The following is a 20202-nucleotide window of genomic DNA, read 5'->3' on the forward strand; positions in this document are numbered from 1 at the left end:
TAGGCTAGATTTTAGGCATGGCAGCGCGGCAACGCATCATTCCCGTCAGGCGAGAATACAATCGGTGGGTCGCCAACCAGACGCTGGAAGACTATGCTCTGCGCTTCACGGCAAAGAGCGCCCGGCGCTTTTCCTCCGAGCGCATTTCGCAGACCGCGATCGGCGCGATCTCCTTTCTTGCGCTGGAAGCGATCGGTGGCGCGATAACGCTCTCCTACGGCACGACGAATGCCTTCTTCGCCATCATCGCCGCCGCAATCGTCATGCTGCTCGTCGGCCTGCCGATCAGCCGCTATGCGATCCGCCACGGGGTGGATATCGACCTTCTGACGCGCGGCGCGAGCTTCGGCTATATCGGCTCTACCATCACCTCGCTGATCTATGCGGGCTTCACTTTCATGCTGTTTGCGATCGAAGCCTCGATCATGACCGGCGCGCTTCACCTTGCCTTCGGTATTCCGCCCTGGATCGGCTACATGATCAGCGCCGTGGTGGTGATCCCGCTCGTCATCTACGGGGTGCAGATGATCTCGCGCTTCCAGCTCGCGACCCAGCCTTTCTGGATCGTGCTGAATATCCTGCCCTTCGTCTTCATCGCCTTCCTGGACTGGGAAAAATTCGACCTCTGGCGCGCCTTCGCAGGCATCAATCACTCCAATGCCGAGGTCGGCGGAGCAGCGCCTTTCGATCTCTTCGAATTCGGCGCAGCCTCCGCCGTCATCCTCGCGCTGATGCCGCAGATCGGCGAACAGGTGGATTTCCTTCGTTTCCTGCCGCCGGAAGGACTGCGCAAGTTCCGCCACAAGGTGGCGGTGTTTCTTGCGGGCTCCGGCTGGGTCGTGGTTGGCGTGCCGAAGCTGCTCGCCGGCTCCTTCCTCGCCGTGCTGACGCTTTCGACCGGCGTGCCCGTGGGCGAAGCCGCCGATCCGGCCCATATGTATCTCGCCGCCTTCGGCTACATGATCCCCAACGAGACGGCGGCACTCCTGCTGATGGCCGCCTTCGTGGCGGTCTCGCAGCTCAAGATCAACGTTATGAACGCCTATGCGGGCTCGCTCGCCTGGTCGAACTTCTTTTCGCGGCTGACGCACAGCCATCCAGGCCGGGTGGTCTGGCTGGTCTTCAACGTGGCGATCGCCCTGCTTTTGATGGAACTCGGCATCTACCGGCTGCTGGAGGCGACGCTCGGCATCTTCTCCATCATCGCCATGGCCTGGCTCTGCACCATTTCGGCGGACCTGTTCATCAACAAGAAGCTCGGCCTCTCGCCGCCCGGCGTCGAGTTCAAGCGCGCCCATCTCTACGACCTGAACCCGGTAGGGCTCGGCGCCATGTTCGGTTCGGCGGGCGTGGCGCTTGCCGCCCATTTCGGGCTGTTCGGCAGCCTGATGGCTTCGATGTCCACCTATGTGACGCTGATCGCCTTCCTGATCTCGCCGGCGATCGCCTTCGCCACAGGCGGAAAATACTATCTCGCCCGCAAGCCGCGCCAGAGCTGGAAAAGCCTCGGCTCGATCACATGCTCGATCTGCGAACACCCGTTCGAGCATGAGGATATGGCCTGGTGCCCGGCCTATGCCGCGCCGATCTGCTCGCTCTGCTGCTCGCTCGACAGCCGCTGCCATGATATGTGCAAGCCGCAGGCGCGGGTGAACGCCCAGGTGGGTGCCGTGGCGCGCGCGGTGCTGCCGGAAACGATCGTCGAGCGGCTACGCTCGCGGCTCGGCCGCTATTCCATCACCGCCGCTGTCGCAATCTCCCTGATCGGGGCGATCCTCGCCATGATCGCCTATCAGATCGGGCACGCCTATCCCGCCAATGCCGAAATCGTCTACGGTACGATCCTGATCGTCTTCTTCGTCTTTGCGCTGATCGCCGGCATCGTTTCCTGGTTCTACGTGCTCGCCCATGACAGCCGCATGGTGGCCGAGGAGGAATCTTCCCGCCAGAACACCCTGCTCCTCAAAGAAATATCGGCGCATAAGAAGACCGATGCGGCGCTCCAGGACGCCAAGGAGACCGCCGAGGCCGCCAACCGCGCCAAGAGCCGCTATGTCGTGGGGCTTTCCCACGAGCTGCGCACACCGCTGAATGCCGTGCTCGGCTACGCCCAGATCCTCGAACGCGACGAGACCATACCCGCTCCCCGGCATTCGGCGATCAAGGTCATCAAGCGCTCCGCCGATYACCTTTCCGGACTGATCGATGGCCTCCTCGATATATCGAAGATCGAGGCCGGCCGGCTGCAGGTCTATTCCAACGAGATAAACATCCAGGATTTCCTCGACCAGATCGTCGAGATGTTTTCCCTGCAGGCCCACGCCAAGGGTCTTGCTTTCGAGCACGAGCGCGCTCCCTCGCTTCCGCAATATGTCCGCACCGACGAGAAGCGCTTGCGCCAGATCCTCGTCAACCTGCTGTCGAATGCGATCAAGTTCACCGACCACGGCAAGGTGCGTTTCGAAGTCGCCTATCGCAGCCAGGTGGCGAGTTTCACGGTTTCGGATACCGGCCGGGGCATAGCGGAAAAAGACCTCGGCCGCATCTACGAGCCTTTCCAGCGCGGCGAGGCCGACAGCGTCAAACCCATGCCGGGCCTTGGCCTCGGGCTCACCATCACCCAGCTTCTCACCAACACGCTCGGCGGTGAGATCAAAGTGGAAAGCAGGAAGGACGAAGGTTCGACCTTCCGCGTGCGGCTTATGCTGTCCGCCGTCGACCGGCCCAATACTGCGCCGGCTGCGGAAAAGAAGATCGTTTCCTATACCGGCCCGCGCCGCACCATCGTCGTTGTGGACGACAACGAGGACCACCGCGACCTGATGCGGGAAGTGCTGGTGCCGATGGACTTCGTGGTGCTGACCGCAAACAGCGGCCCGGACTGCCTGACCCTGATCGAGGGCGTGAAGCCGGACCTCTTCCTGATCGATATCCTGATGCCCGGCATGAGCGGCTGGCAGCTGCTCGCCAGGCTGAGAGAGATCGGCCAGACGGCCCCCATCGTCATGCTGTCCGCCAATATCAATGACGGGGTCGCGGCCAATCTGGGAGACGAGGGACCGAACGACACCATCTCGAAACCGGTCGATATCCGCCGCCTGAGCGATCGATTGGCGGCGCACCTCGGCCTCGAATGGATCTATGAAGGCGATCCTGCCTTCTCTCCACCGCCGATGGCGAAGGGGCCGGTCAGGAGCCCGGGGAAAAACCATGTGCAGGACCTTTTGCGCCTTGGCGAAATAGGCTACGTCCGCGGCATCGAAGCCAAGCTCGCCGATATTGCCCGGATGGAGGAAAACCGGCCTTTCGCCGAAGAGCTTGGCGCCTATGTGCAGGCTTTCGACATGGCGGGCTATATGACTTTCCTCAATCGCTTCGGCGAAGAAGGGCGCTTCGGTGAAGAAAGGGCCACCGATGGCTGAGACGGCCCTGCCCCGCGATATCGTGCTCCTGGTTGACGACAGCCCCGAGGCGCTGGGTTTCCTGACGGAGGCGCTCGAGCAATCCGGCTTCTCGGTGCTGATCGCCACCTCGGGTCAATCGGCGCTCAACATCGTCGAGCGCATCACACCGGATCTCATCCTGCTCGATGCGGTCATGCCGAACATGGATGGTTTTGCTACCTGCCGGATGCTGAAGACCAACGCGGCCGTGGCGCAGGTGCCGGTGATCTTCATGACCGGGCTGACGGAGACCGAGCACGTGGTGCACGCGCTCGAGTCCGGCGGCGTCGATTACCTCACCAAGCCGATCAACATCGACGAGTTGCGAGCCCGCATCCGCGTGCACCTTTCGAACGCCCGCTCCGCCCAGAGCGCCCGCGTGGCGCTCGATGCCGCCGGCCGGCACCTGCTGGCCGTGAGAGGCGACGGCGGCCTCCATTGGTCGACGCCGCAGGCAACGCGGCTCATTAGGGCCGCCACCGGCACCGAAGACGGGCTAGACCTTGCCGCCCGTCATATCGCGGCCTGGCTGGCGGGCCGCGACAAGCCCGGCTTTGCCCGCGACGCCACGTTCTCCATGCCCCGCAGCGGCGAGACGAACCTGCAATTCGCCTATCTGGGCGCCATCGGCGCAGACGAACATCTCTTCCGGCTGACCGCGGCCAGCAACCGTTCCGATGACGAAGTGCTGCGCCAGCATTTTTCCCTCACCCAGCGCGAGTCGGAAGTGCTGCAATGGATCGCCAAAGGCAAGTCGAACCGCGACATCGGCGATATCCTCGGCCTTTCCGCCCGCACGGTGAACAAGCATCTGGAGCAGATCTACGTGAAGCTCGGCGTCGAGAACCGCGCTTCGGCTGCCGTCAAGGCCGCCCATGCGCTGCATGGTGAGGAGCGGTCCGCGTAGTGGAGCAATCGATCCAGTGAATCGATTGCAGCGACGAACGCCCTGAGCCAAAGCGAAGGGCTCAACGAGCGGTCCGCGTAGCGGAGCATTCCGCTCAAGGTCTTCCGTCTGTAAACTCGACGAGATCCCAGAGATTGCCGTAGAGGTCCTTGAAGACCGCCACGATCCCGTAATCGGCCTCTTTGGGCTCCCTGACGAACTCGACGCCTCGGCCAAGCAAACTGTTGTAGTCCCGCCAGAAATCGTCCGTGCGCAGGAACAGGAAGACCCGGCCGCCGGCCTGATCGCCGATATATTCTTGCTGATGAGGAGTGGAAGCGCGCGCCAGAAGCAATGAAGCGCCGCCATCCCCGGCCGGTTTGACGACGACCCAGCGCTTGTCCTGTTCCGGCTGGTAGGTGTCTTCCACCAGTAGGAAGCCGAGCCTGTTCACATAGAAATCGATCGCTTCATCGTAGTCACGAACGACGATGGCGATCAGCGCCAGTTGCTGGTTCATTTTGCCTCTTGCCCTCGCGATCGAACCGGCGCGCCGGTTCCACCTTCCGTAAAACAGAGAAAGCCCGGCAATGCCGGGCTTTCGAGATGCGATCGATGCAGGGCTTAGCTGCCCTGCTGGACGTAGGTGTACTTGCCGTCCGCGCCCTTCTTCCACTCGTACATGACGTAGCCGGGAAGCTTGGGGTCGCCCTTCTCGTCGAAGGAGATTTCACCCAGAACCGTCGGGAACTTGCCCGCCTTCATGGCCTCTGCGACCGCCTGCGGATCGGTGGAATTTGCAGCCTTCGCGGCTGCCGCGATCGTCTGCATGGCGGCATAGGAGTAGAGCGTATAAGCTTCCGGATTGAAGCCGGCAGCCTTGAACTTCTCGACCAGCTCCTTGTTTTCCGGACGCAGCGTCGGGTCCGGACCGAAGGTGTTCAGAGTGCCCTCGACGGCATCGCCGGCGATCGAGGCAAGTTCGTTGGAGACGATGCCGTCACCGGAAACGAGCGTTGCCTGCAGGCCCTGATCCTTTGCCTGGCGGATGATGAGGCCGGCTTCCGTATGCAGCCCACCCCAATAGATGATGGTGACGCCCGCTTCTTTCATCTTCGCGATCAGCGCGGAGAAATCCTTGTCGCCGACATTGACGCCTTCACGGACGACTTCCTTCAGGCCGGCGGCATTCATCGCCTTCTTGGTTTCTTCGGCAAGGCCCTGACCATAAGGGGTCTTGTCGTCGATGACGGCAATCTTGGCATCCTTGAACTTTTCAGCGAGATAGGCGCCGGCAATGGTGCCCTGCTGGTCGTCGCGGCCGCAGGTGCGGAAGGTGTTCCACAGATCGCGTTCGGTGAAGACCGGGTTGGTTGCAGCCGGCGTGATTTCCAGGATGCCGTTTTCGGCATAGACTTCCGATGCTGGGATAGATACGCCCGAGTTGAAGTGGCCGACCACGAACTGGACGCCATCGGCTGCGAACTTGTTGGCTACGGAGACGCCCTGCTTCGGATCGGAAACGTCGTCGCCGACCACGATCTTAATCTGCTCGCCGTTGATGCCGCCAGCCGCGTTGATATCGGCGGCAGCCTGCTCGGCGCCCTTCAGGATCTGTGCGCCGAAAGCCGCGTTCGGGCCGGTGATCGGGGCGCCTACCCCGACGATGACGTCGGCCCATGCGCTGCCGCTGAAGGCGACCATGGCCGTCAGCGCAACCGCGGAAAGAAGAGACTTCTTCATTGATGTACTCCCAGTTTCTTAAGCGGGTCGGGTTATAGCCAGCGCAATCCCCACCAATACTGCGCCGGAAGTTGTTCCACTCTGGGTTTCCACTTGAGGTTTTTACCCAAGTCAATCTGATGGCAGAAAACTCTGCCTGTCAATCTTTCTTCTTCCATGAGAAAGCTGAGGTCGGCTCGTACAGCCAATAATAGTTCTGCACCATTTGGCGGGTGCGCCGCATGCGGAAACCGGCGCTCGAAAAGACGAGCAGAAGCACCGTGTCGATGATGTAGTAGAACGGGCTGATGAACGGTCCCTGGAACAGGGCATAGTGCATGAAACGCATCACCACGCCGAGCAGCAGCGTATAGATCACCACGGTCGGATAGCCGCTCCAGCCCTCGGCCACCGCCTTGCCGGTGCGCCAGGCGGTCCAGAAGCCGATCAGCATCACCAAGAAGCGCAGAACGTAGCGAACGCCGGTGTCGCTCTCGAAGAAAAGCCCTTGCATGTCAAACTCTCCCTCTCACCGTTCTCAATGCCGTCCGCCTTCGAGATAGGCGGCGCGCACTTCCGGATTGGCAAGCAGTTCCTTGCCGGTGCCCGCCATCGTCACCTTGCCGTTGACCATGACATAGCCCCTGTCGGAGAGCTTCAGCGCGGCGAAGGCATTCTGCTCGACTAGGAAGACCGTCAGTCCCTCCTCCTGGTTGAGCTTCTTGATAGCCTCGAAAATGCTCTTGACTATGAGCGGGGCAAGCCCCAGCGAAGGCTCGTCGAGAAGCAGGAGCTTGGGCCTCGCCATCAGCGCGCGGCCGATAGAGAGCATCTGCTGCTCGCCGCCCGAAAGCGTGCCGCCACGCTGGCTCTGACGTTCCTTCAGCCGCGGGAAGAGCGTGAAGATCTTCTCCACGTCCTCCTTGAAGTATTTCAGATTGTCGAGGCCCGCACCCATCTGCAGGTTTTCCAGAACGGTCATGCGCGGAAAGATGCGCCGCCCCTCGGGAGACTGGGATATGCGCCGGCGCGCGATCAGATGGGTCGGCTGGCGGGTGATGTCCTCGCCGTCGAAGATGACCGAGCCGCTGCGTGCCTGCGGGCTGCCGCAAATGGTCATCATCAGGGTCGACTTGCCGGCGCCGTTGGCGCCGATGAGGCTGACGATCTCGCCCCTGTTGACCACGACATCAACGCCTGCGAGGGCGCGGATATTGCCGTAATAGGTTTCGACACCCTGGACGTTCAGAAGGGGTTCGCCGGCCATCAGTTCGCCCCTCCGTCGAGTTCTTCCGCAATCACCTCTTCCACCTCGTCATCTTCAACGCCGAGATAGGCGGCAATCACCTTCGGGTCGTTCTTCACCTCGTCCGGAGTACCATCCGATATCTTCTGGCCGTATTCCAGCACCACCACATGGTCCGAGATTTCCATGACCACGGACATGTCGTGCTCGATGAGCAGGATCGAGACGCCCTCGTCCCGGATCGTATGCAGCAGCGTGTTGAGGGCCGCAGATTCGCGCGGGTTGAGGCCGGCGGCCGGCTCATCCAGGCAGAGGAGTTCGGGCCCGGTGCACATGGCGCGGGCGATTTCCAGACGCCGCTGGGCGCCGTAGGGCAGATCGCCGGCCGGATCGTCGGCCCTGTCGATCAGCTCCGCCTTTTCCAGCCAGTACCGCGCCTTTTCGATCGCCGCCCTGGAGGCGTTCCGGTAGGCCGGAAGGCCAAGCAATCCGAGGATCGTATAGCCCGAAGCCTTCATCAGCACGTTGTGCTGCGCCACCAGCAGGTTTTCCAGAACCGTGAGACCGGAAAACAGCCTGATGTTCTGGAAGGTTCGCGCCACCTTGGCGATCTTGGTGATTTCGAAATCCCGCAGCCGCTCCAGGAGGTGCGAGGCGCCGTCCTTCTGGTTGAGCGTGATCATGCCCATGGTCGGCTTGTAGAAGCCGGTGATGCAGTTGAAGACGGTCGTCTTGCCCGCACCGTTCGGACCGATCAGCGCGGTGATCTCACCGCGCCGCGCCTCGAACGAGAAGTCGTTGATGGCCATCAGGCCGCCGAACCTCATCGACAGATGCTCGACCTTGAGAATGGTATCGCCAGTTATCGTGGAAGTCATGGTATTCGTCTGGGTATCCACTTGGGGGGTCATCAGCCGTGACCCTCCTTGGTGAAGCTGCCGGCAATGGCCTTTCGTTCCTTCAGGAAGGCCGTCGGTTCTCTGCTGCCGACGAAGCCGCGAGGCTTGAACAGCATCACGATGATCATCGCGAGACCGAAGAGCAGCATGCGGTAGAGTTCCGGCGTGAAATCAGGCCCGAAGACGAGCTTCAGGAACGACATTTCACGCAGCAGTTCCGTACCGCCGACCATGACCACCGCGGCGATCGCGATGCCTGTGAGAGAGCCCATGCCGCCGAGGACGACGATCGCCAGGATCACCGCCGATTCGAGGAAGACGAAGCTTTCCGGCGAGACGAAGCCCTGGCGGGTGGCGAAGAAGGAGCCCGCGAAACCGCCGAACATGGCGCCGATCGCAAAGGCCGTCAGCTTCGTCGTCACCGTATTGATGCCGAGCGAGCGGCAGGCGATCTCGTCTTCTCTGAGCGCCTCCCATGCACGGCCGATCGGCATCCGGCGCAGCCGGATCGTCACATAGGCCGTCAGCAGGCAGAGTGCCAGGATCACGTAGAAGAGGAAGATCTTGTAATAGGCCGACGACATCGGCAGGCCGAAGGCCTTGGTGAAGTTGTTCGCCGCTCCGACATCGAAGGACCAGATGCCGAAGACGCTGGCCTTCGGGATGCCGGAAATGCCGAAAGTGCCCTTGGTCACGTCCGTCCAGTTGATGAGCACGAGACGGATGATCTCACCGAAGGCGAGCGTCACGATTGCAAGGTAATCGCCCCGGAGCCTCAGGACCGGAAAGCCCAGGATGATGCCCCACATGGCCGCCAGGATGCCCGCAAGCGGCAGGAGTATCCAGAACGACAGGCCGAAATGCTCCGAGAGCAGCGCGTAGGAATAGGCGCCGACAGCGTAGAAGGCCACGTAGCCGAGATCCAGCAGGCCGGCCAGCCCGACGACGATGTTCAGCCCCCAGGCCAGCATCACGTAGATGAGGATCTGGATGCCGAAATTATCGACGTATTTCAGCGACCCTTGAGTTCCGGCAAGCATGACGGCGACGATCGGGTAAAGCACCAGAGCGACGAGCGCTATCTTGAGGAAATGGGTGCGCAGAAAACCCTTCTCCTCGGAGATCTCCAGTACTCCGCTCTTCGCCTTGGCGAGCTTGCGGCGGTCGATATGCGGCTTGATGAAACCGACCACGAGGAAGCGGCCGATGGCGGCTACCGCCACGAAAATCGCAAGCAACCCCCAGCGGGTGCGCCACACCAGCGCATTGCTGATGTCCTGATAGGTCTCGATGCCGACGAACAGGATGAACATGCCGAGCGCGAGGAGGCCGGCGAAGATACCCTCCTTGATGGCCTTGGCTATCAGGTTGGGGTTTCCGGTATCGGGAGAATTCGCCATGTCAGACCTTCTCCACTTCCGGACGGCCGAGAATGCCCGTCGGCTTGAAGATCAGCACGAAGGCGAGGATCGCGAAGGTCGCGACATCCTTGTAGGCGATGGTGAAATAGGCCGACCACAGGGATTCGATGAGGCCGATCAGCAGCCCGCCGAGCACTGCGCCGGGAAGCGAGCCGATGCCGCCGAGAACGGCCGCTGTAAAGGCCTTGACCCCCGGAATGAAGCCGTCGTTGAACGACGCCACGCCGTAATACATGAGGTACATCGTGCCGGCGACCGCTGCGAGCGCCGCGCCCATGATGAACGTTATGGAGATCGTCCGGTCGACATCCACGCCCAGCAGCGCCGCCATCTTGCGGTCCTGCTCCGTGGCACGCTGAGCACGTCCGAGCGGTGTTCTGTTCACGATGTACCAGAAGGCGGCAAGCAGCACGACCGTCAGCAGGACGATGATGATCTGCTTTAGCGAAATGGTGATCGCGCCGAAATGGTACGTATCGCTGACGAGTTGTGGGATCGGCTTGTTGCGCGGACCCTGCGTCACCTGGATGAAGTTCGACAGCACGATCGACATGCCGATAGCGGTGATCAGCGGCGCCAGGCGGAAGGAGCCCCGCAGCGGCCGGTAGGCGACCCGCTCGATCACCCAGTTCCACAACCCGGTCATCAGCATGCCGACGACAAGCATCACCAAGAGCAGCAATGCCACCGGAATGCCCGCGAAGAAGGATGTCAGGATCAGGAAGATGATGAGAGCGGCGAAACCGCCAAGCATGAAAATATCGCCATGGGCGAAGTTGATCATACCGATAATGCCATAAACCATCGTATAGCCGATGGCGACAAGGCCGTAGATGGACCCAAGAGTCAGCCCATTAATGAGCTGCTGGATAAAATACTCCATATAGATTCCCCCGGATGCGATTCCCCGAAGGGTTGCATCTCTTTGTTCTTTGTCCCAAGCGGGTACTTAAGCTCAGGGCGGATTCCATACCGGTTTCAAAAGAAATGTGAAGACAAAAAGCCGAGAGTCGGCCCGAAATGAGCCGGTTCTTAACAATGTGACGTCGAAAAGATCAGGAATTTCAAAAATTCGGCGCTCCTTGTCCAAAAATTAGCCGGACGAGACAGTTCGCGAAACGGAATATCGGGCTTTCCTCGCGATTGACGCCCAGCGATGCCTGCAGCGGTTCTCACAACCCTCCYACGGCGCAATAAAAGCGCTGCTCTCGTCCGTCCAGCCGCACGGAAACTCCAAGAGAACCCGCGCTGAACTTCCGAAGATTGCGAAGCATCTCGCCCCGCGGACCGGGGAGGAAAACGCGGCCCGGCCCAACCTCGCCAATGGCTTAGCTCGCTCCGCCTCCCCGCCCCTGCCTGCCGGACTAGAATTGCCTCGATCGAACCCGGAGCAGAACCATGGCGGATACCACGACGAATCTCGAAATGCCCTTCATCCTGCCGGCGCAGGCGCAAAAGCATGTCACTCATAACGAGGCGTTGCTGCGGCTCGACACGATCGTGCATCTGACGATCGCTGCGGAACTCGTTGCTCCGCCGGAGGAGCCCGCCGATGGCGCCTGCTATCTGGTCGCCGCCCCCGCAAGCGGCCCCTGGATAGGCAAGGACGGGCAGATTGCCATCCGGCAGGACGACGCCTGGAATTTCGCCCGGCCGCGCGAGGGATGGCGGGCCTGGTTCACGCCCTCCAGAACATTCAGAATTTTCTCTGGCGGCTCATGGCGAGACCTTTCCGCCGGCATCGAAGGGCTTGAGCAGCTCGGGATCAACGCGACGCCGGACGCCACCAACCGGCTCGCGCTCTCCTCACCGGCGAGCCTCTTCAATCACGCGGGCAAAGACCATCAGGTCAAGATAAACAAGGCCGCTTCCGGCGACACAGCCTCCCTTCTTTTCCAGACCAACTGGACCGGCCATGCGGAAATGGGGCTGGTAGGCGACAATACCTTCTCCATCAAGGTGAGCGACGGCACCGCCTGGAGAACCGGCCTTGCGGTTTCCGAGGCCGGCCACGTCTCCCGGCCGAATCAACCGACGGTCCGCGCCAATCGCACCGGGACGAGCTTTTCCCCGGCAGCCGATCAGGAGAGCGGTTTCACGGTGCTGGCGCTCAACCAGGGAGAGTTTGCGCTCGGCGCGGCGGTGGCCGGCGGCGGCAATCGCCTGATCGTTCCGGCAACCGGCCTTTATCTGGTCGCCCTCAATGTGGCGGTACTCACCTCATCCGGCCACACGACCAGCCTGGTTCTGAACGGTTCGCAGGTCCTCTTTTCGCTCAGTGGCGCGAGCGGCGGCGCGCAGACGCAATCCGGTACGGGACTTTTCGCGCTGGCCGCAGGCGATTATCTGACGCTCCGGCACGCGGGAACCGCGCAACTGGAGCTCGGGCCCGGAAAAACGGAGCTTTCGCTGGCGATGGCCTGAGGTTCGGCCGTATCCAGACCGGGCCAGCCCTTTGGAATCAATGTCCATCCGAAGGGCCGGCTTGCCGCGCGGCGCAGGTAGCAGTTCCAAAACGCGCTCTACTTCGGGACGATTATTTTCCCTCTAGGTAGAAAACGGCCATCACATTTAGTCAAATCTTAAAACTGCGGGCCTAGGCTGCCCTCCGTGGTCTTGTGTTTGTGTAGAGTGTCCAATGACCGAAATGATCCGACCCCGAGTAAAATATGTCATCGGCCCCGATGGCAGCCCTTTGACTATTGCCGATCTCCCCCCGGCCAATACGCGCCGCTGGGTTATCCGGCGTAAGGCCGAGGTGGTTGCCGCGGTTCGCGGTGGCCTGTTGAGCTTGGAAGAAGCCTGCGAGCGTTACACGCTCACCGTCGAGGAATTCCTCTCCTGGCAATCATCCATCAACGACCATGGCCTTGCCGGCCTCAGAACGACGCGTATCCAGCAGTATCGCCACTAGCCGCGATACCAGCGCCGACGATTTGAAAAGGTGCCGTTTGCGAATGCAGCGGCACCTTTCGTTTGGTCACCGTTCTGCTTCCATTGACATAGCGTCCGCCTGCCCGGCTATTTTCCCAAGACCCGCCCTCTGCTTAGATCGGCGCGGAAACAGGAGCGGACACGATGGAAATCAGGAACGAAGAAAGCAAATCGGGCGGGCGGTATCTTGCCGTGATCGAAGGTCACGAAGGCGAGATGACCTATTCGCGGACCTCCGCCGAACTCATCATCATCGATCACACCGGCGTTCCGGACGCACTTCGCGGAAAGGGTGTCGGCCAGGCCTTGGCCGTTCATGCGGTGGACGAAGCCCGCCGCGGCGGCTGGAAGATCATTCCGCTCTGCCCGTTCTTCCGCGCCCAGGTCCAACGCCATCCCGAATGGAACGACGTCATCAAGGGCTGAAACACATTATCGGGACGAACCCGAACGGCGCTGCGGAAACGGAAAATGAGGCACGGACCCTCGGCCCGTCCCTCACGATGGTCCCGCAATTCCCGGCTTCGTCAGGCGCGGACGCGCATCGCGCCGTCGCGTTCCTCCAGCGCCGAAGCCTTGGCGAACTCCGCCTGGGCTTCCTCGAGCGCCATTTCCGCGCTCTCCTGCTGAGCTCTCAACTCGCGGATCGAGACCTGAAGATTATCCGCACGCTGCCGGGCGGCCTTGGCAAAGGTCGGATAGGCGAAGTGATTCGGATCGGCGATACCAGATTTCTTCTCTTCCAGAGTGATCTGGTGTTCGAGCTCCTTAGCCATCCGCTCGAATTCGGCCATCATCAGCTGCAACTGCTGCAACTGCCGGCGCTTTTCGTTAACCTGAAATTCCTTCAGGCGAACAAGGCTGTCACGCGACTTCATACGCAATACTCCCGTGGATAGCGAGACCCCGGCCCGTATACCCGGCGTGTTACACTCCGGATCAAAAAATTTCCGCGACGTTAATAAAATCCAGGCCGCATTAACTTTTCATTTACGGGCATCATTAATGATAAGCCCGATCATTTAAGGGTCGGTAAATACCAAGGTCGATTTCGACGCGGCAATGTGCGAGTCGCTTGAATCAGTTAGCGGAGTTTCCTCATCCGTTAGTTCAAGTCTGGTGATGACCAATCCTCAAAAGAAAACAGGCTACTACTAATTTTGTTTAATGAACTGATACACCTTGCCAGAGTGAATCAGAATTTGTTAACCATTTAGTGGCAGCTTCCAAATCAGGCAYAGTCTGGATCCGTGACGCGTAGGGGGCCAAGATTTACCTAGGCGGCGGTAAAGGGGATAAATATGCGGGTTCTACTCATCGAAGATGACAGCGCGACAGCGCAGAGCATCGAGCTGATGCTGAAATCGGAAAGCTTCAACGTTTATACCACCGATCTCGGTGAAGAGGGCGTCGATCTCGGCAAACTCTACGATTACGACATCATCCTTCTCGACCTTAACCTGCCCGACATGTCGGGTTATGAAGTGCTCCGCACGCTGCGGCTCTCCAAGGTCAAGACACCGATCCTCATCCTGTCCGGCATGGCCGGCATCGAAGACAAGGTTCGCGGCCTCGGTTTCGGCGCCGACGACTACATGACGAAGCCCTTCCACAAGGATGAGCTGGTCGCCCGCATCCATGCAATCGTCCGTCGCTCCAAGGGCCATGCCCAGTCGATCATCATCACCGGCGAACTGATCGTGAACCTCGATGCCAAGACCGTCGAAGTCGGCGGCCAGCGCGTCCACCTGACGGGCAAGGAATACCAGATGCTGGAGCTGCTTTCGCTCCGCAAGGGCACCACCCTCACCAAGGAAATGTTCCTGAACCACCTTTACGGCGGCATGGACGAGCCGGAACTGAAGATCATCGACGTCTTCATCTGCAAGCTGCGCAAGAAGCTCGCCAATGCGGCCGGCGGTGCGAACTACATCGAAACCGTCTGGGGCCGCGGCTATGTGCTGCGCGAGCCCGACGGCGCCGAATACGCCGAAACAGCCTGACGACTGCGCCTTCCCCTTTTCGAAGCGCCTGTGCGAAAACCCTTCGCGCAGGCGTTTTGCTTTATGATGCCCGCCACATTCCGGGAGGAGGCCTTGAAGCACGGCACCGACAGTCGGAAGTGGCTGAAAAACTCGGATCAAGCGGCCGCCGAAAGGCCGGAAAAGACTGAAGTGAGAATCTTGCGGTCGAAGGGTTTCAGCAGAAAATCGTCCGCCCCGGCGCGTTTTCCGATCATCATCTTCTTCAAGTCCGCTTCGATGACGCAGTAGAAGATGCGGACATTATTGCCGTTCGGCATGGCGCGAACGGCGACAATGAGATCGACAGCCTCTTCGAGCGCCGAATCGACGATGAGGAAGGCAGGGAGTTCAGCCTGGCAGCCGAGGATCGCCTCACGCGCGCTGCCTGCTTCGGCGACGAGAAACCCGAGTTCCGAAAGGATGCGCTTGCCGACCTTGCGCACGATGTCTGAGCTGTCGGCAATCATCAAACGCTGCATCGCGATCCCCCTGGCGCCCCCGCCTCCGGCAGATGGAAGCGAGCCCACAATCATTAACGGGTTGCAGCTAACGAATCGTTACGCGGCAATCGCGAATCGGCATTTTCACGCTACAGCGGCTTCGGCGATGAAGACGATCTTCTCGTCGGTCACGATATGCTTGAGGTCCATGCCGCACTCTTCCGCCAACAATACGGTATAGTAGGGCTGGATCGAGTGGGCATCGATCGCCTCCTCCAGGGTTCCGGAGAGGATTTCGGTGAATTTCGGCGGCACCCGCATCATTCTCCCCTTCACGGTAATCGTGAACCGGGCATCGTATTCCGGGTTCTCGAGCACCACTTCCACCGAACCGCCGCGCGGGATGCCGGCATAGGCGACGAGGAAGAGGTTGAGCAGCAGCTTGACACGGTTCTTGGCGATGATCGCGCGTGGGCCGCTCCAGCTGACTTCAGTCTTCCTTTCGGCGCTGGCGAAATCCTTGGCGGCTTTTTCAGCCTCTCCCGTATCGATCGAGGCGCCGACCGACCCGGAGGCTCCGAAGGCGAGCCGTGCGAATTTGAGACGCACGGAGGCATTGTTGGCGGAGGTGCGGATGAGGTCCAGCGCATCGCTGTCGGCCGCGCCCTCGTCGAGCAGTTCCAGGCCGTTGTTGATCGCGCCGACCGGAGAAATCACGTCATGGCACACCCGGCTGCACAGGAGAGCCGCAAGATCCGGCCCGCTGAGGGTGAGATTTGGATTCTTCGGCATGTTTTTCTCCTGTATGGGGTTCGCTGCGCCATCTGGCCATGTCAAGGTTGCGTGGAGATGGTGCCGTGATATGAGCCACAATGACACCATATTTGGTAAACCGATTATTAAGGCCAACCAAGCAAAATGGGTATGCCGATGATCGGCGCCTGTACGACACAATCGACGGATCCGACGATGCGCTTGCTTCAAATCTCCGCCCTCACCCGCCTTCTGACCACTCTCGCTGCCGTAACGGCGGCGGCATGGCTCACGGTTCAGCCGGCCCGAGCGCAGGCACAGAACGAAAGCCAGTACACGGCGCAGGAGATCGTTGACGCCGGCCACAGCTTCTTCGGCTCCACCAGCGGCGGGCTTGCGAAGGTCGTCGAGAACGCCTTTCAAAAATATGGCCTCCCGAACGGCTATATCCTCGGGCAGGAAGGTTCCGGTGCATTTATAGCCGGCCTCACCTATGGCGAAGGCGAACTCTATACCAAGAATGCCGGCCAGCACCCGGTCTTCTGGCAGGGCCCTTCGCTCGGTATCGATTACGGCGGACAGGGCACCCGCGCCATGATGCTCGTCTATGACTTGCCTTCGGTCGACAGCCTCTATGCCCGCTTCGGCGGCGTTTCCGGCTCCGCCTTCGTGGTCGCCGGCGTCGGCATGACGGTGCTCAAGAACAACAATATGCTGCTGGTGCCGATCCGCACCGGCCTCGGCGCACGCCTCGGCGTCAATGTCGGATATCTGAAGCTGACCCGCTCTCCGACCTGGAACCCTTTCTGAGCCTGGCGATTATTCCTGCCCCACTGCAAGCGATGCTTGCCGGGCGACGCGCCCCATGTTTTAACGGAGGCAAAGACCTCCTATACGATTTCAGCTTGGCTCTGACGTGATCGAATTCGCTCTCCTGTTCGGCCTGGGTTTCCTGAGCGCAACGCTTCTGGCGATGCTGATCGCGCCGGCCATTCACGGCCRTATCGTCCGCTATACCGAGAACCGGCTGAAGGCGACGCTGCCGATCAGCCCGCAGGAAGTGCGCGCCCAGCGCGATATGGCGCGCGCCGTCTATGCCGCCGAAAATGCCCGCACGAAACAGGAGCTGACGGAGGAGCGCGACAGGCTGACCGCCCTGCAGCTTCGCTACGACGCGCTCGCCGAGGAAGCCAAGCGCCTGCACGGCGAGAACCACGACCTGCATATGCAGATCAACGATCTGGACGTCGAAGCCGCCGAGGCGCGATCGAAGCTGCGCCACGAGGAAAGCCATATTCAGCAATTGAAGGCTGCAATGGACGGAGCGGAGGAGGCAGGCATCGGCAAGGAGCTGGAGATCGAAACGCTTCAGAAGCGGGTGGCGAAGCTTGCGGCCGATGCCGACAATCTGAAGATCGATCTTTCCACTCGCGATACCGAAGTGGAAAACCTCAAGTTCCGGATAAACGCTCTGCGCGAGGAGCGTGATACGCTGCGAAACGACGTGAAGCTCCAGACCAACCGCGCCAAGGATGCCGAAACGCGGCTCGCCCAGGAGGAAAGCCGGTCGATGCGCCTGGACGACAAGCTCGCCCGCGAGATTTCCGAGCGCACCGACAAGGAAAATGCGCTAGAGCGCCGCTCCCAGGAAATCATCCGCCTTCGCGAAAAGGTGAAGGCGGCCAATGCCGAAGCGCGCGAGGCGAACCGTGCATTGCGTGACGGCGCACCGATGAAACCAGGAAAGACGCCTGCTCCGAAGCGCAAGACCAGCGAGGACCGGACGATGGAAAGCTCCTTCCAACCCTTGACCGCAAGGCTGCAGGATGGCGAACTCGATCCGGCAACCGCGGCCCTCGCGGAAGATGTCCGCAACCATGCCACGGCCGTGTCGGAAAGATTGCTGAATGCAGCCTCCAGCGCCAACGACGAAGCGCTGCGGGAGGAGATCGCCTCGATCGCCGCCGACATGGTGGCGCTGACCGCCGATGTCGAAGGCTCCGCCTCGCCGATCCATCCCATGCTGTCCGGCAAGTCCGGCCTCGGCAAGAAGGATCGCCGGAGCCTTGCGGCCAGAGCGAAGGAAAAGCTCGAAAGCCTGCACGGCAACTGATGCCCCGCGGTTTCGAGGCCGTTCGGGTTAGAGCCTGCCCTGCGCCATCGCGATCTCGTAAAGCGCAATTCCGGTCGCCGTCGCCGCGTTGAGGCTGTCGAGCCCGGGCGACTGCGCGATCCGGGCGGTGCGCACCCTGGACAGGATTTCGGGCGGCAGCCCTTCCCCCTCGGTACCTGTTATCAGCGCCATGCGACCGGCCGCGGCAATCGACCGGATCTCGGCCTCGCCGGACGGCGAAAGCCCCCAGACGGAAAAGTCCCCCTCCATCAGCGCACCGATGATATCGAGCGCCGATCCGCCCCGCGCATAGGGCACCGAAAGCACGGAACCCACCGAAACCCGCAGGGCCTTGCGGTAGAGCGGGTCGCATGACGTGGCGTCGAGCAGTACCGCATCCGCCCCGAAGGCTGCCGCGTTGCGGAAAATCGACCCGATATTGTCATGGTTGGAGATCCCGAAGGCCGCGACGACGAGCGCCTTTCGCGGAAGGCCGGCGATCAGCCCTTCCGCGGTTTTATTCTCTCCACGGCGCCCGAGCGCCAGCACGCCGCGATGCAGGTGAAAGCCCGCGATCGCGTCGAGAACAGCGGCGGAAGCCACGAAGACCGGCACGTCTTCCGGAAACTCGGCCAGCATTTCCTCGACGCCCTGCACGCGGTTTTCGAGCAGCAGTACCTTTTCGGCGCTGAAACCTCGCCCCGTCCCATGGGCGGCGGCGAGCATCCGCAGCACGACGGTGCCCTCGGCGATGAAGCGCCCTTCCCGCCCAGTCAGGTCGCGTTCGCGGATATGCCGGAACTCCGCTATGCGCGGATCGTCCGGATCATCGATCCGGATCGGAGGCGATATCCGCCGCCGTGTCACGGAGCAGCACCGACCGTCACATCGGCGACGATGCGGCCGACCGAAAGATCGAAGACGAAGGCCTTCCGCTCGGTTCCAAGCGATCCGTAGAAGAGTATCTGGCTGCCGGAGAGCGAGGTGGACTCCACCGTGAAGCCGGCCGGAAGCGCGGCTGTCGCGGCAAGCGGCTGGTCGGCGGGGACAGCAAAGCCGCCGCTGGCGGCAGCCGGGGCTTCGTCCGGGCTTTGCGACACCTTGTAGACAACGGCAGCGAGGACGGCCATAAAGCAGACGAACATGATCCCGCCCGAGACCAGTTGCAGAAGCACCATTTTCCGGCGGATTCTCTCCATTGCCGGATCAAGCGGCTCTTCCTGTTCCTCGATTTCGGGTTGCGACATGGGGTGTCCTTGTGCCGGCAAATGCCATTGGATGAATGAATGAACGACCCCTTTAAACAAGGCGAGCCGCCAAGGAAAGTCCTGAAAGCCGCCGATGAAGCCGAAGGCCGCCTCGACGCCTGGCTGACCGCCGTGCTGGAAGGGGAGTTTTCCCGCAGCCGGATAAAGGCGCTGATCGAGCAGGGAGCGGTCTACCTGAACGGGAAGGCCTGCACCGAGCCGAAGAAGAAGATCGCCCCCGGCGACACGGTCGAGATCGCTCTTCCCGAACCGGAGGATCCGGAGCCGAAGGGCGAGAACATCCCGCTCGAGGTGCTCTACGAGGATGATGATCTGATCGTCATCGCCAAGCCCGCCGGCCTCGTCGTTCATCCCGGCGCCGGCAATTGGACCGGCACGCTCGTCAATGCCCTGATCCACCATTGCGGCGCCAGCCTTTCCGGCATCGGCGGCGTGAGGCGGCCGGGCATCGTCCACCGCCTCGACAAGGATACGAGCGGCGTCATGGTGATCGCCAAGAACGACATCGCCCATCGCCACCTTGCCGACCAGTTCGCAGACCATGGCCGCACGGGCTCGCTGGAGCGGGCATATCAGGCCATCGTATGGGGCCGTCCGGGACAGCTCCACGGCACGATCGACGCTCCGCTCGGCCGGGCGACGGGCGACCGCACCAAGCGGGCCGTCAAACGCGAGGACAGCGAGGATGCCCGCGAGGCGATCACCCACTACGAGGTTCTCGAACGCTTCCATGAGAAGCCGGATGCGACCGCGCTCGCCTCGCTGGTGGAGTGCCGGCTGGAAACCGGCAGGACGCACCAGATCAGGGTCCACATGGCCCATATCGGCCATCCCCTCGTCGGCGATCTCGATTACAGCGCCGGTTTTCGCACCAAGGCGAACCTCCTGCCCGAACCGGCAAAGAGCGTGGTCGGCCGCTTCCCGCGCCAGGCGCTTCATGCCTTCCTGCTCGCCTTCGAACATCCCCGTACCGGCGAGGTGATGGAATTCGAGGCCCCCATGCCGGACGACATGCTGGAACTGGTGGAAGCCTTTCGGGCATGAAACGGGTGG

General features: G+C 61.4%; 21 protein-coding genes. 9 read left to right on the plus strand and 12 right to left on the minus strand.

Annotation, left to right across the window (positions count from 1 at the left end; genetic code table 11):
* Positions 1-17 precede the first annotated feature (17 nt).
* Together LCM4573_RS02225 and LCM4573_RS02230 are read left to right on the plus strand one after the other, a co-directional pair.
* Positions 18-3422, plus strand: a complete 3405-nt coding sequence (locus LCM4573_RS02225) for an ATP-binding protein (protein WP_071004196.1) — start codon at positions 18-20, stop codon at positions 3420-3422.
* Positions 3415-4350 (plus strand): response regulator, encoded by a 936-nt coding sequence (locus LCM4573_RS02230; protein WP_071004197.1) that lies wholly within the window; start codon positions 3415-3417, stop codon positions 4348-4350. The genes LCM4573_RS02225 and LCM4573_RS02230 overlap by 8 nt, the downstream gene beginning before the upstream one ends.
* Before the next feature lie 94 nt (positions 4351-4444).
* Here LCM4573_RS02230 and LCM4573_RS02235 read toward each other — a convergent pair whose 3' ends face one another.
* From LCM4573_RS02235 to LCM4573_RS02265, 7 genes are all read right to left on the minus strand, one after another.
* The gene (locus LCM4573_RS02235; protein WP_071004198.1) at positions 4445-4849 is read right to left on the minus strand and encodes a VOC family protein; all 405 of its coding nucleotides are present in this window, start codon (positions 4847-4849) and stop codon (positions 4445-4447) included.
* Between the two features lie 104 nt (positions 4850-4953).
* Positions 4954-6072 carry a branched-chain amino acid ABC transporter substrate-binding protein gene (locus LCM4573_RS02240; protein WP_071004199.1) on the minus strand — a complete coding sequence of 373 codons (1119 nt, stop codon included), beginning with the start codon at positions 6070-6072 and terminating at the stop codon, positions 4954-4956.
* A gap of 139 nt (positions 6073-6211) precedes the next feature.
* Positions 6212-6565, minus strand: a complete 354-nt coding sequence (locus LCM4573_RS02245; protein WP_071004200.1) for a DUF6867 family protein — start codon at positions 6563-6565, stop codon at positions 6212-6214.
* 24 nt (positions 6566-6589) lie between these two features.
* The gene (locus LCM4573_RS02250) at positions 6590-7318 is read right to left on the minus strand and encodes an ABC transporter ATP-binding protein (protein WP_071004201.1); all 729 of its coding nucleotides are present in this window, start codon (positions 7316-7318) and stop codon (positions 6590-6592) included.
* Positions 7318-8175 carry an ABC transporter ATP-binding protein gene (locus LCM4573_RS02255; protein ID WP_198539682.1) on the minus strand — a complete coding sequence of 286 codons (858 nt, stop codon included), beginning with the start codon at positions 8173-8175 and terminating at the stop codon, positions 7318-7320. The genes LCM4573_RS02250 and LCM4573_RS02255 overlap by 1 nt, the downstream gene beginning before the upstream one ends.
* A 32-nt stretch (positions 8176-8207) precedes the next feature.
* Positions 8208-9596: a high-affinity branched-chain amino acid ABC transporter permease LivM gene (livM, locus tag LCM4573_RS02260; RefSeq protein ID WP_071004203.1), complete on the minus strand. Its 1389-nt coding sequence runs from the start codon at positions 9594-9596 to the stop codon at positions 8208-8210.
* 1 nt (position 9597) lies between these two features.
* On the minus strand, positions 9598-10500 hold the full coding sequence (locus LCM4573_RS02265; protein WP_071004204.1) for a branched-chain amino acid ABC transporter permease: 903 nt from the start codon (positions 10498-10500) through the stop codon (positions 9598-9600).
* Between the two features lie 515 nt (positions 10501-11015).
* Between LCM4573_RS02265 and LCM4573_RS02270 the strand changes: the two genes are divergently transcribed.
* The 3 genes from LCM4573_RS02270 to LCM4573_RS02280 all read left to right on the plus strand — a co-directional run bounded on the left by LCM4573_RS02270 (position 11016) and on the right by LCM4573_RS02280 (position 12977).
* Positions 11016-12041 carry a DUF2793 domain-containing protein gene (locus LCM4573_RS02270; protein WP_071004205.1) on the plus strand — a complete coding sequence of 342 codons (1026 nt, stop codon included), beginning with the start codon at positions 11016-11018 and terminating at the stop codon, positions 12039-12041.
* Between the two features lie 214 nt (positions 12042-12255).
* Positions 12256-12531: a DUF1153 domain-containing protein gene (locus tag LCM4573_RS02275; RefSeq protein ID WP_018327815.1), complete on the plus strand. Its 276-nt coding sequence runs from the start codon at positions 12256-12258 to the stop codon at positions 12529-12531.
* Between the two features lie 164 nt (positions 12532-12695).
* Entirely contained in the window at positions 12696-12977 is a 282-nt protein-coding gene (locus LCM4573_RS02280) for a GNAT family N-acetyltransferase (RefSeq protein ID WP_071004206.1), read from the plus strand.
* 101 nt (positions 12978-13078) lie between these two features.
* Here the strand turns inward: LCM4573_RS02280 and LCM4573_RS02285 are convergent, their stop codons facing one another.
* Positions 13079-13429, minus strand: a complete 351-nt coding sequence (locus LCM4573_RS02285) for a flagellar export protein FliJ (protein ID WP_071004207.1) — start codon at positions 13427-13429, stop codon at positions 13079-13081.
* A gap of 423 nt (positions 13430-13852) precedes the next feature.
* Between LCM4573_RS02285 and ctrA the strand changes: the two genes are divergently transcribed.
* Positions 13853-14554 carry a response regulator transcription factor CtrA gene (gene ctrA / locus LCM4573_RS02290; RefSeq protein ID WP_046794530.1) on the plus strand — a complete coding sequence of 234 codons (702 nt, stop codon included), beginning with the start codon at positions 13853-13855 and terminating at the stop codon, positions 14552-14554.
* Between the two features lie 137 nt (positions 14555-14691).
* Here the strand turns inward: ctrA and LCM4573_RS02295 are convergent, their stop codons facing one another.
* Together LCM4573_RS02295 and chpT are read right to left on the minus strand one after the other, a co-directional pair.
* Positions 14692-15054 (minus strand): PleD family two-component system response regulator, encoded by a 363-nt coding sequence (locus LCM4573_RS02295; protein WP_071004208.1) that lies wholly within the window; start codon positions 15052-15054, stop codon positions 14692-14694.
* Between the two features lie 105 nt (positions 15055-15159).
* A complete protein-coding gene (gene chpT / locus LCM4573_RS02300) occupies positions 15160-15807 on the minus strand; it encodes a histidine phosphotransferase ChpT (protein ID WP_071004209.1) in 648 nt (215 codons plus the stop codon).
* Between the two features lie 177 nt (positions 15808-15984).
* Between chpT and LCM4573_RS02305 the strand changes: the two genes are divergently transcribed.
* Together LCM4573_RS02305 and LCM4573_RS02310 are read left to right on the plus strand one after the other, a co-directional pair.
* Positions 15985-16578, plus strand: coding sequence for a DUF1134 domain-containing protein (locus LCM4573_RS02305; protein ID WP_071005137.1), 594 nt, complete (start codon positions 15985-15987; stop codon positions 16576-16578).
* Positions 16579-16684: 106 nt separating this feature from the next.
* The gene (locus LCM4573_RS02310; RefSeq protein WP_071004210.1) at positions 16685-17881 is read left to right on the plus strand and encodes a hypothetical protein; all 1197 of its coding nucleotides are present in this window, start codon (positions 16685-16687) and stop codon (positions 17879-17881) included.
* Positions 17882-17908: 27 nt separating this feature from the next.
* On the opposite strand, the gene LCM4573_RS02315 is transcribed toward LCM4573_RS02310, so the two are convergent.
* Together LCM4573_RS02315 and LCM4573_RS02320 are read right to left on the minus strand one after the other, a co-directional pair.
* Positions 17909-18748 carry an RNA methyltransferase gene (locus LCM4573_RS02315; RefSeq protein WP_244505208.1) on the minus strand — a complete coding sequence of 280 codons (840 nt, stop codon included), beginning with the start codon at positions 18746-18748 and terminating at the stop codon, positions 17909-17911.
* Positions 18745-19128, minus strand: a complete 384-nt coding sequence (locus tag LCM4573_RS02320) for a hypothetical protein (protein WP_071004211.1) — start codon at positions 19126-19128, stop codon at positions 18745-18747. The genes LCM4573_RS02315 and LCM4573_RS02320 overlap by 4 nt, the downstream gene beginning before the upstream one ends.
* 39 nt (positions 19129-19167) lie before the next feature.
* Between LCM4573_RS02320 and LCM4573_RS02325 the strand changes: the two genes are divergently transcribed.
* A complete protein-coding gene (locus LCM4573_RS02325) occupies positions 19168-20193 on the plus strand; it encodes an RluA family pseudouridine synthase (RefSeq protein ID WP_071004212.1) in 1026 nt (341 codons plus the stop codon).
* Positions 20194-20202 lie beyond the last annotated feature (9 nt).

Origin of the sequence: Rhizobium sp. LCM 4573 (assembly GCF_001854865.1) — a bacterium.
In the GTDB taxonomy this organism is placed as follows: Bacteria; Pseudomonadota; Alphaproteobacteria; order Rhizobiales; family Rhizobiaceae; genus Neorhizobium.

What these genes read in the sequence shown, in the direction of transcription:
- LCM4573_RS02270 (WP_071004205.1), top strand. Translation starts at nt 11,016, where the DNA reads ATGGCGGATACCACGACGAATCTCGAAATGCCCTTCATCCTGCCGGCG.
- LCM4573_RS02250 (WP_071004201.1), bottom strand. Translation starts at nt 7,318, where the DNA reads ATGGCCGGCGAACCCCTTCTGAACGTCCAGGGTGTCGAAACCTATTAC.
- LCM4573_RS02230 (WP_071004197.1), top strand. Translation starts at nt 3,415, where the DNA reads ATGGCTGAGACGGCCCTGCCCCGCGATATCGTGCTCCTGGTTGACGAC.
- chpT (WP_071004209.1), bottom strand. Translation starts at nt 15,807, where the DNA reads ATGCCGAAGAATCCAAATCTCACCCTCAGCGGGCCGGATCTTGCGGCT.
- LCM4573_RS02295 (WP_071004208.1), bottom strand. Translation starts at nt 15,054, where the DNA reads ATGCAGCGTTTGATGATTGCCGACAGCTCAGACATCGTGCGCAAGGTC.
- livM (WP_071004203.1), bottom strand. Translation starts at nt 9,596, where the DNA reads ATGGCGAATTCTCCCGATACCGGAAACCCCAACCTGATAGCCAAGGCC.
- LCM4573_RS02285 (WP_071004207.1), bottom strand. Translation starts at nt 13,429, where the DNA reads ATGAAGTCGCGTGACAGCCTTGTTCGCCTGAAGGAATTTCAGGTTAAC.
- LCM4573_RS02305 (WP_071005137.1), top strand. Translation starts at nt 15,985, where the DNA reads ATGCGCTTGCTTCAAATCTCCGCCCTCACCCGCCTTCTGACCACTCTC.
- LCM4573_RS02265 (WP_071004204.1), bottom strand. Translation starts at nt 10,500, where the DNA reads ATGGAGTATTTTATCCAGCAGCTCATTAATGGGCTGACTCTTGGGTCC.
- LCM4573_RS02280 (WP_071004206.1), top strand. Translation starts at nt 12,696, where the DNA reads ATGGAAATCAGGAACGAAGAAAGCAAATCGGGCGGGCGGTATCTTGCC.
- LCM4573_RS02245 (WP_071004200.1), bottom strand. Translation starts at nt 6,565, where the DNA reads ATGCAAGGGCTTTTCTTCGAGAGCGACACCGGCGTTCGCTACGTTCTG.
- LCM4573_RS02255 (WP_198539682.1), bottom strand. Translation starts at nt 8,175, where the DNA reads ATGACTTCCACGATAACTGGCGATACCATTCTCAAGGTCGAGCATCTG.
- ctrA (WP_046794530.1), top strand. Translation starts at nt 13,853, where the DNA reads ATGCGGGTTCTACTCATCGAAGATGACAGCGCGACAGCGCAGAGCATC.
- LCM4573_RS02240 (WP_071004199.1), bottom strand. Translation starts at nt 6,072, where the DNA reads ATGAAGAAGTCTCTTCTTTCCGCGGTTGCGCTGACGGCCATGGTCGCC.
- LCM4573_RS02320 (WP_071004211.1), bottom strand. Translation starts at nt 19,128, where the DNA reads ATGTCGCAACCCGAAATCGAGGAACAGGAAGAGCCGCTTGATCCGGCA.
- LCM4573_RS02235 (WP_071004198.1), bottom strand. Translation starts at nt 4,849, where the DNA reads ATGAACCAGCAACTGGCGCTGATCGCCATCGTCGTTCGTGACTACGAT.
- LCM4573_RS02275 (WP_018327815.1), top strand. Translation starts at nt 12,256, where the DNA reads ATGACCGAAATGATCCGACCCCGAGTAAAATATGTCATCGGCCCCGAT.
- LCM4573_RS02325 (WP_071004212.1), top strand. Translation starts at nt 19,168, where the DNA reads ATGAACGACCCCTTTAAACAAGGCGAGCCGCCAAGGAAAGTCCTGAAA.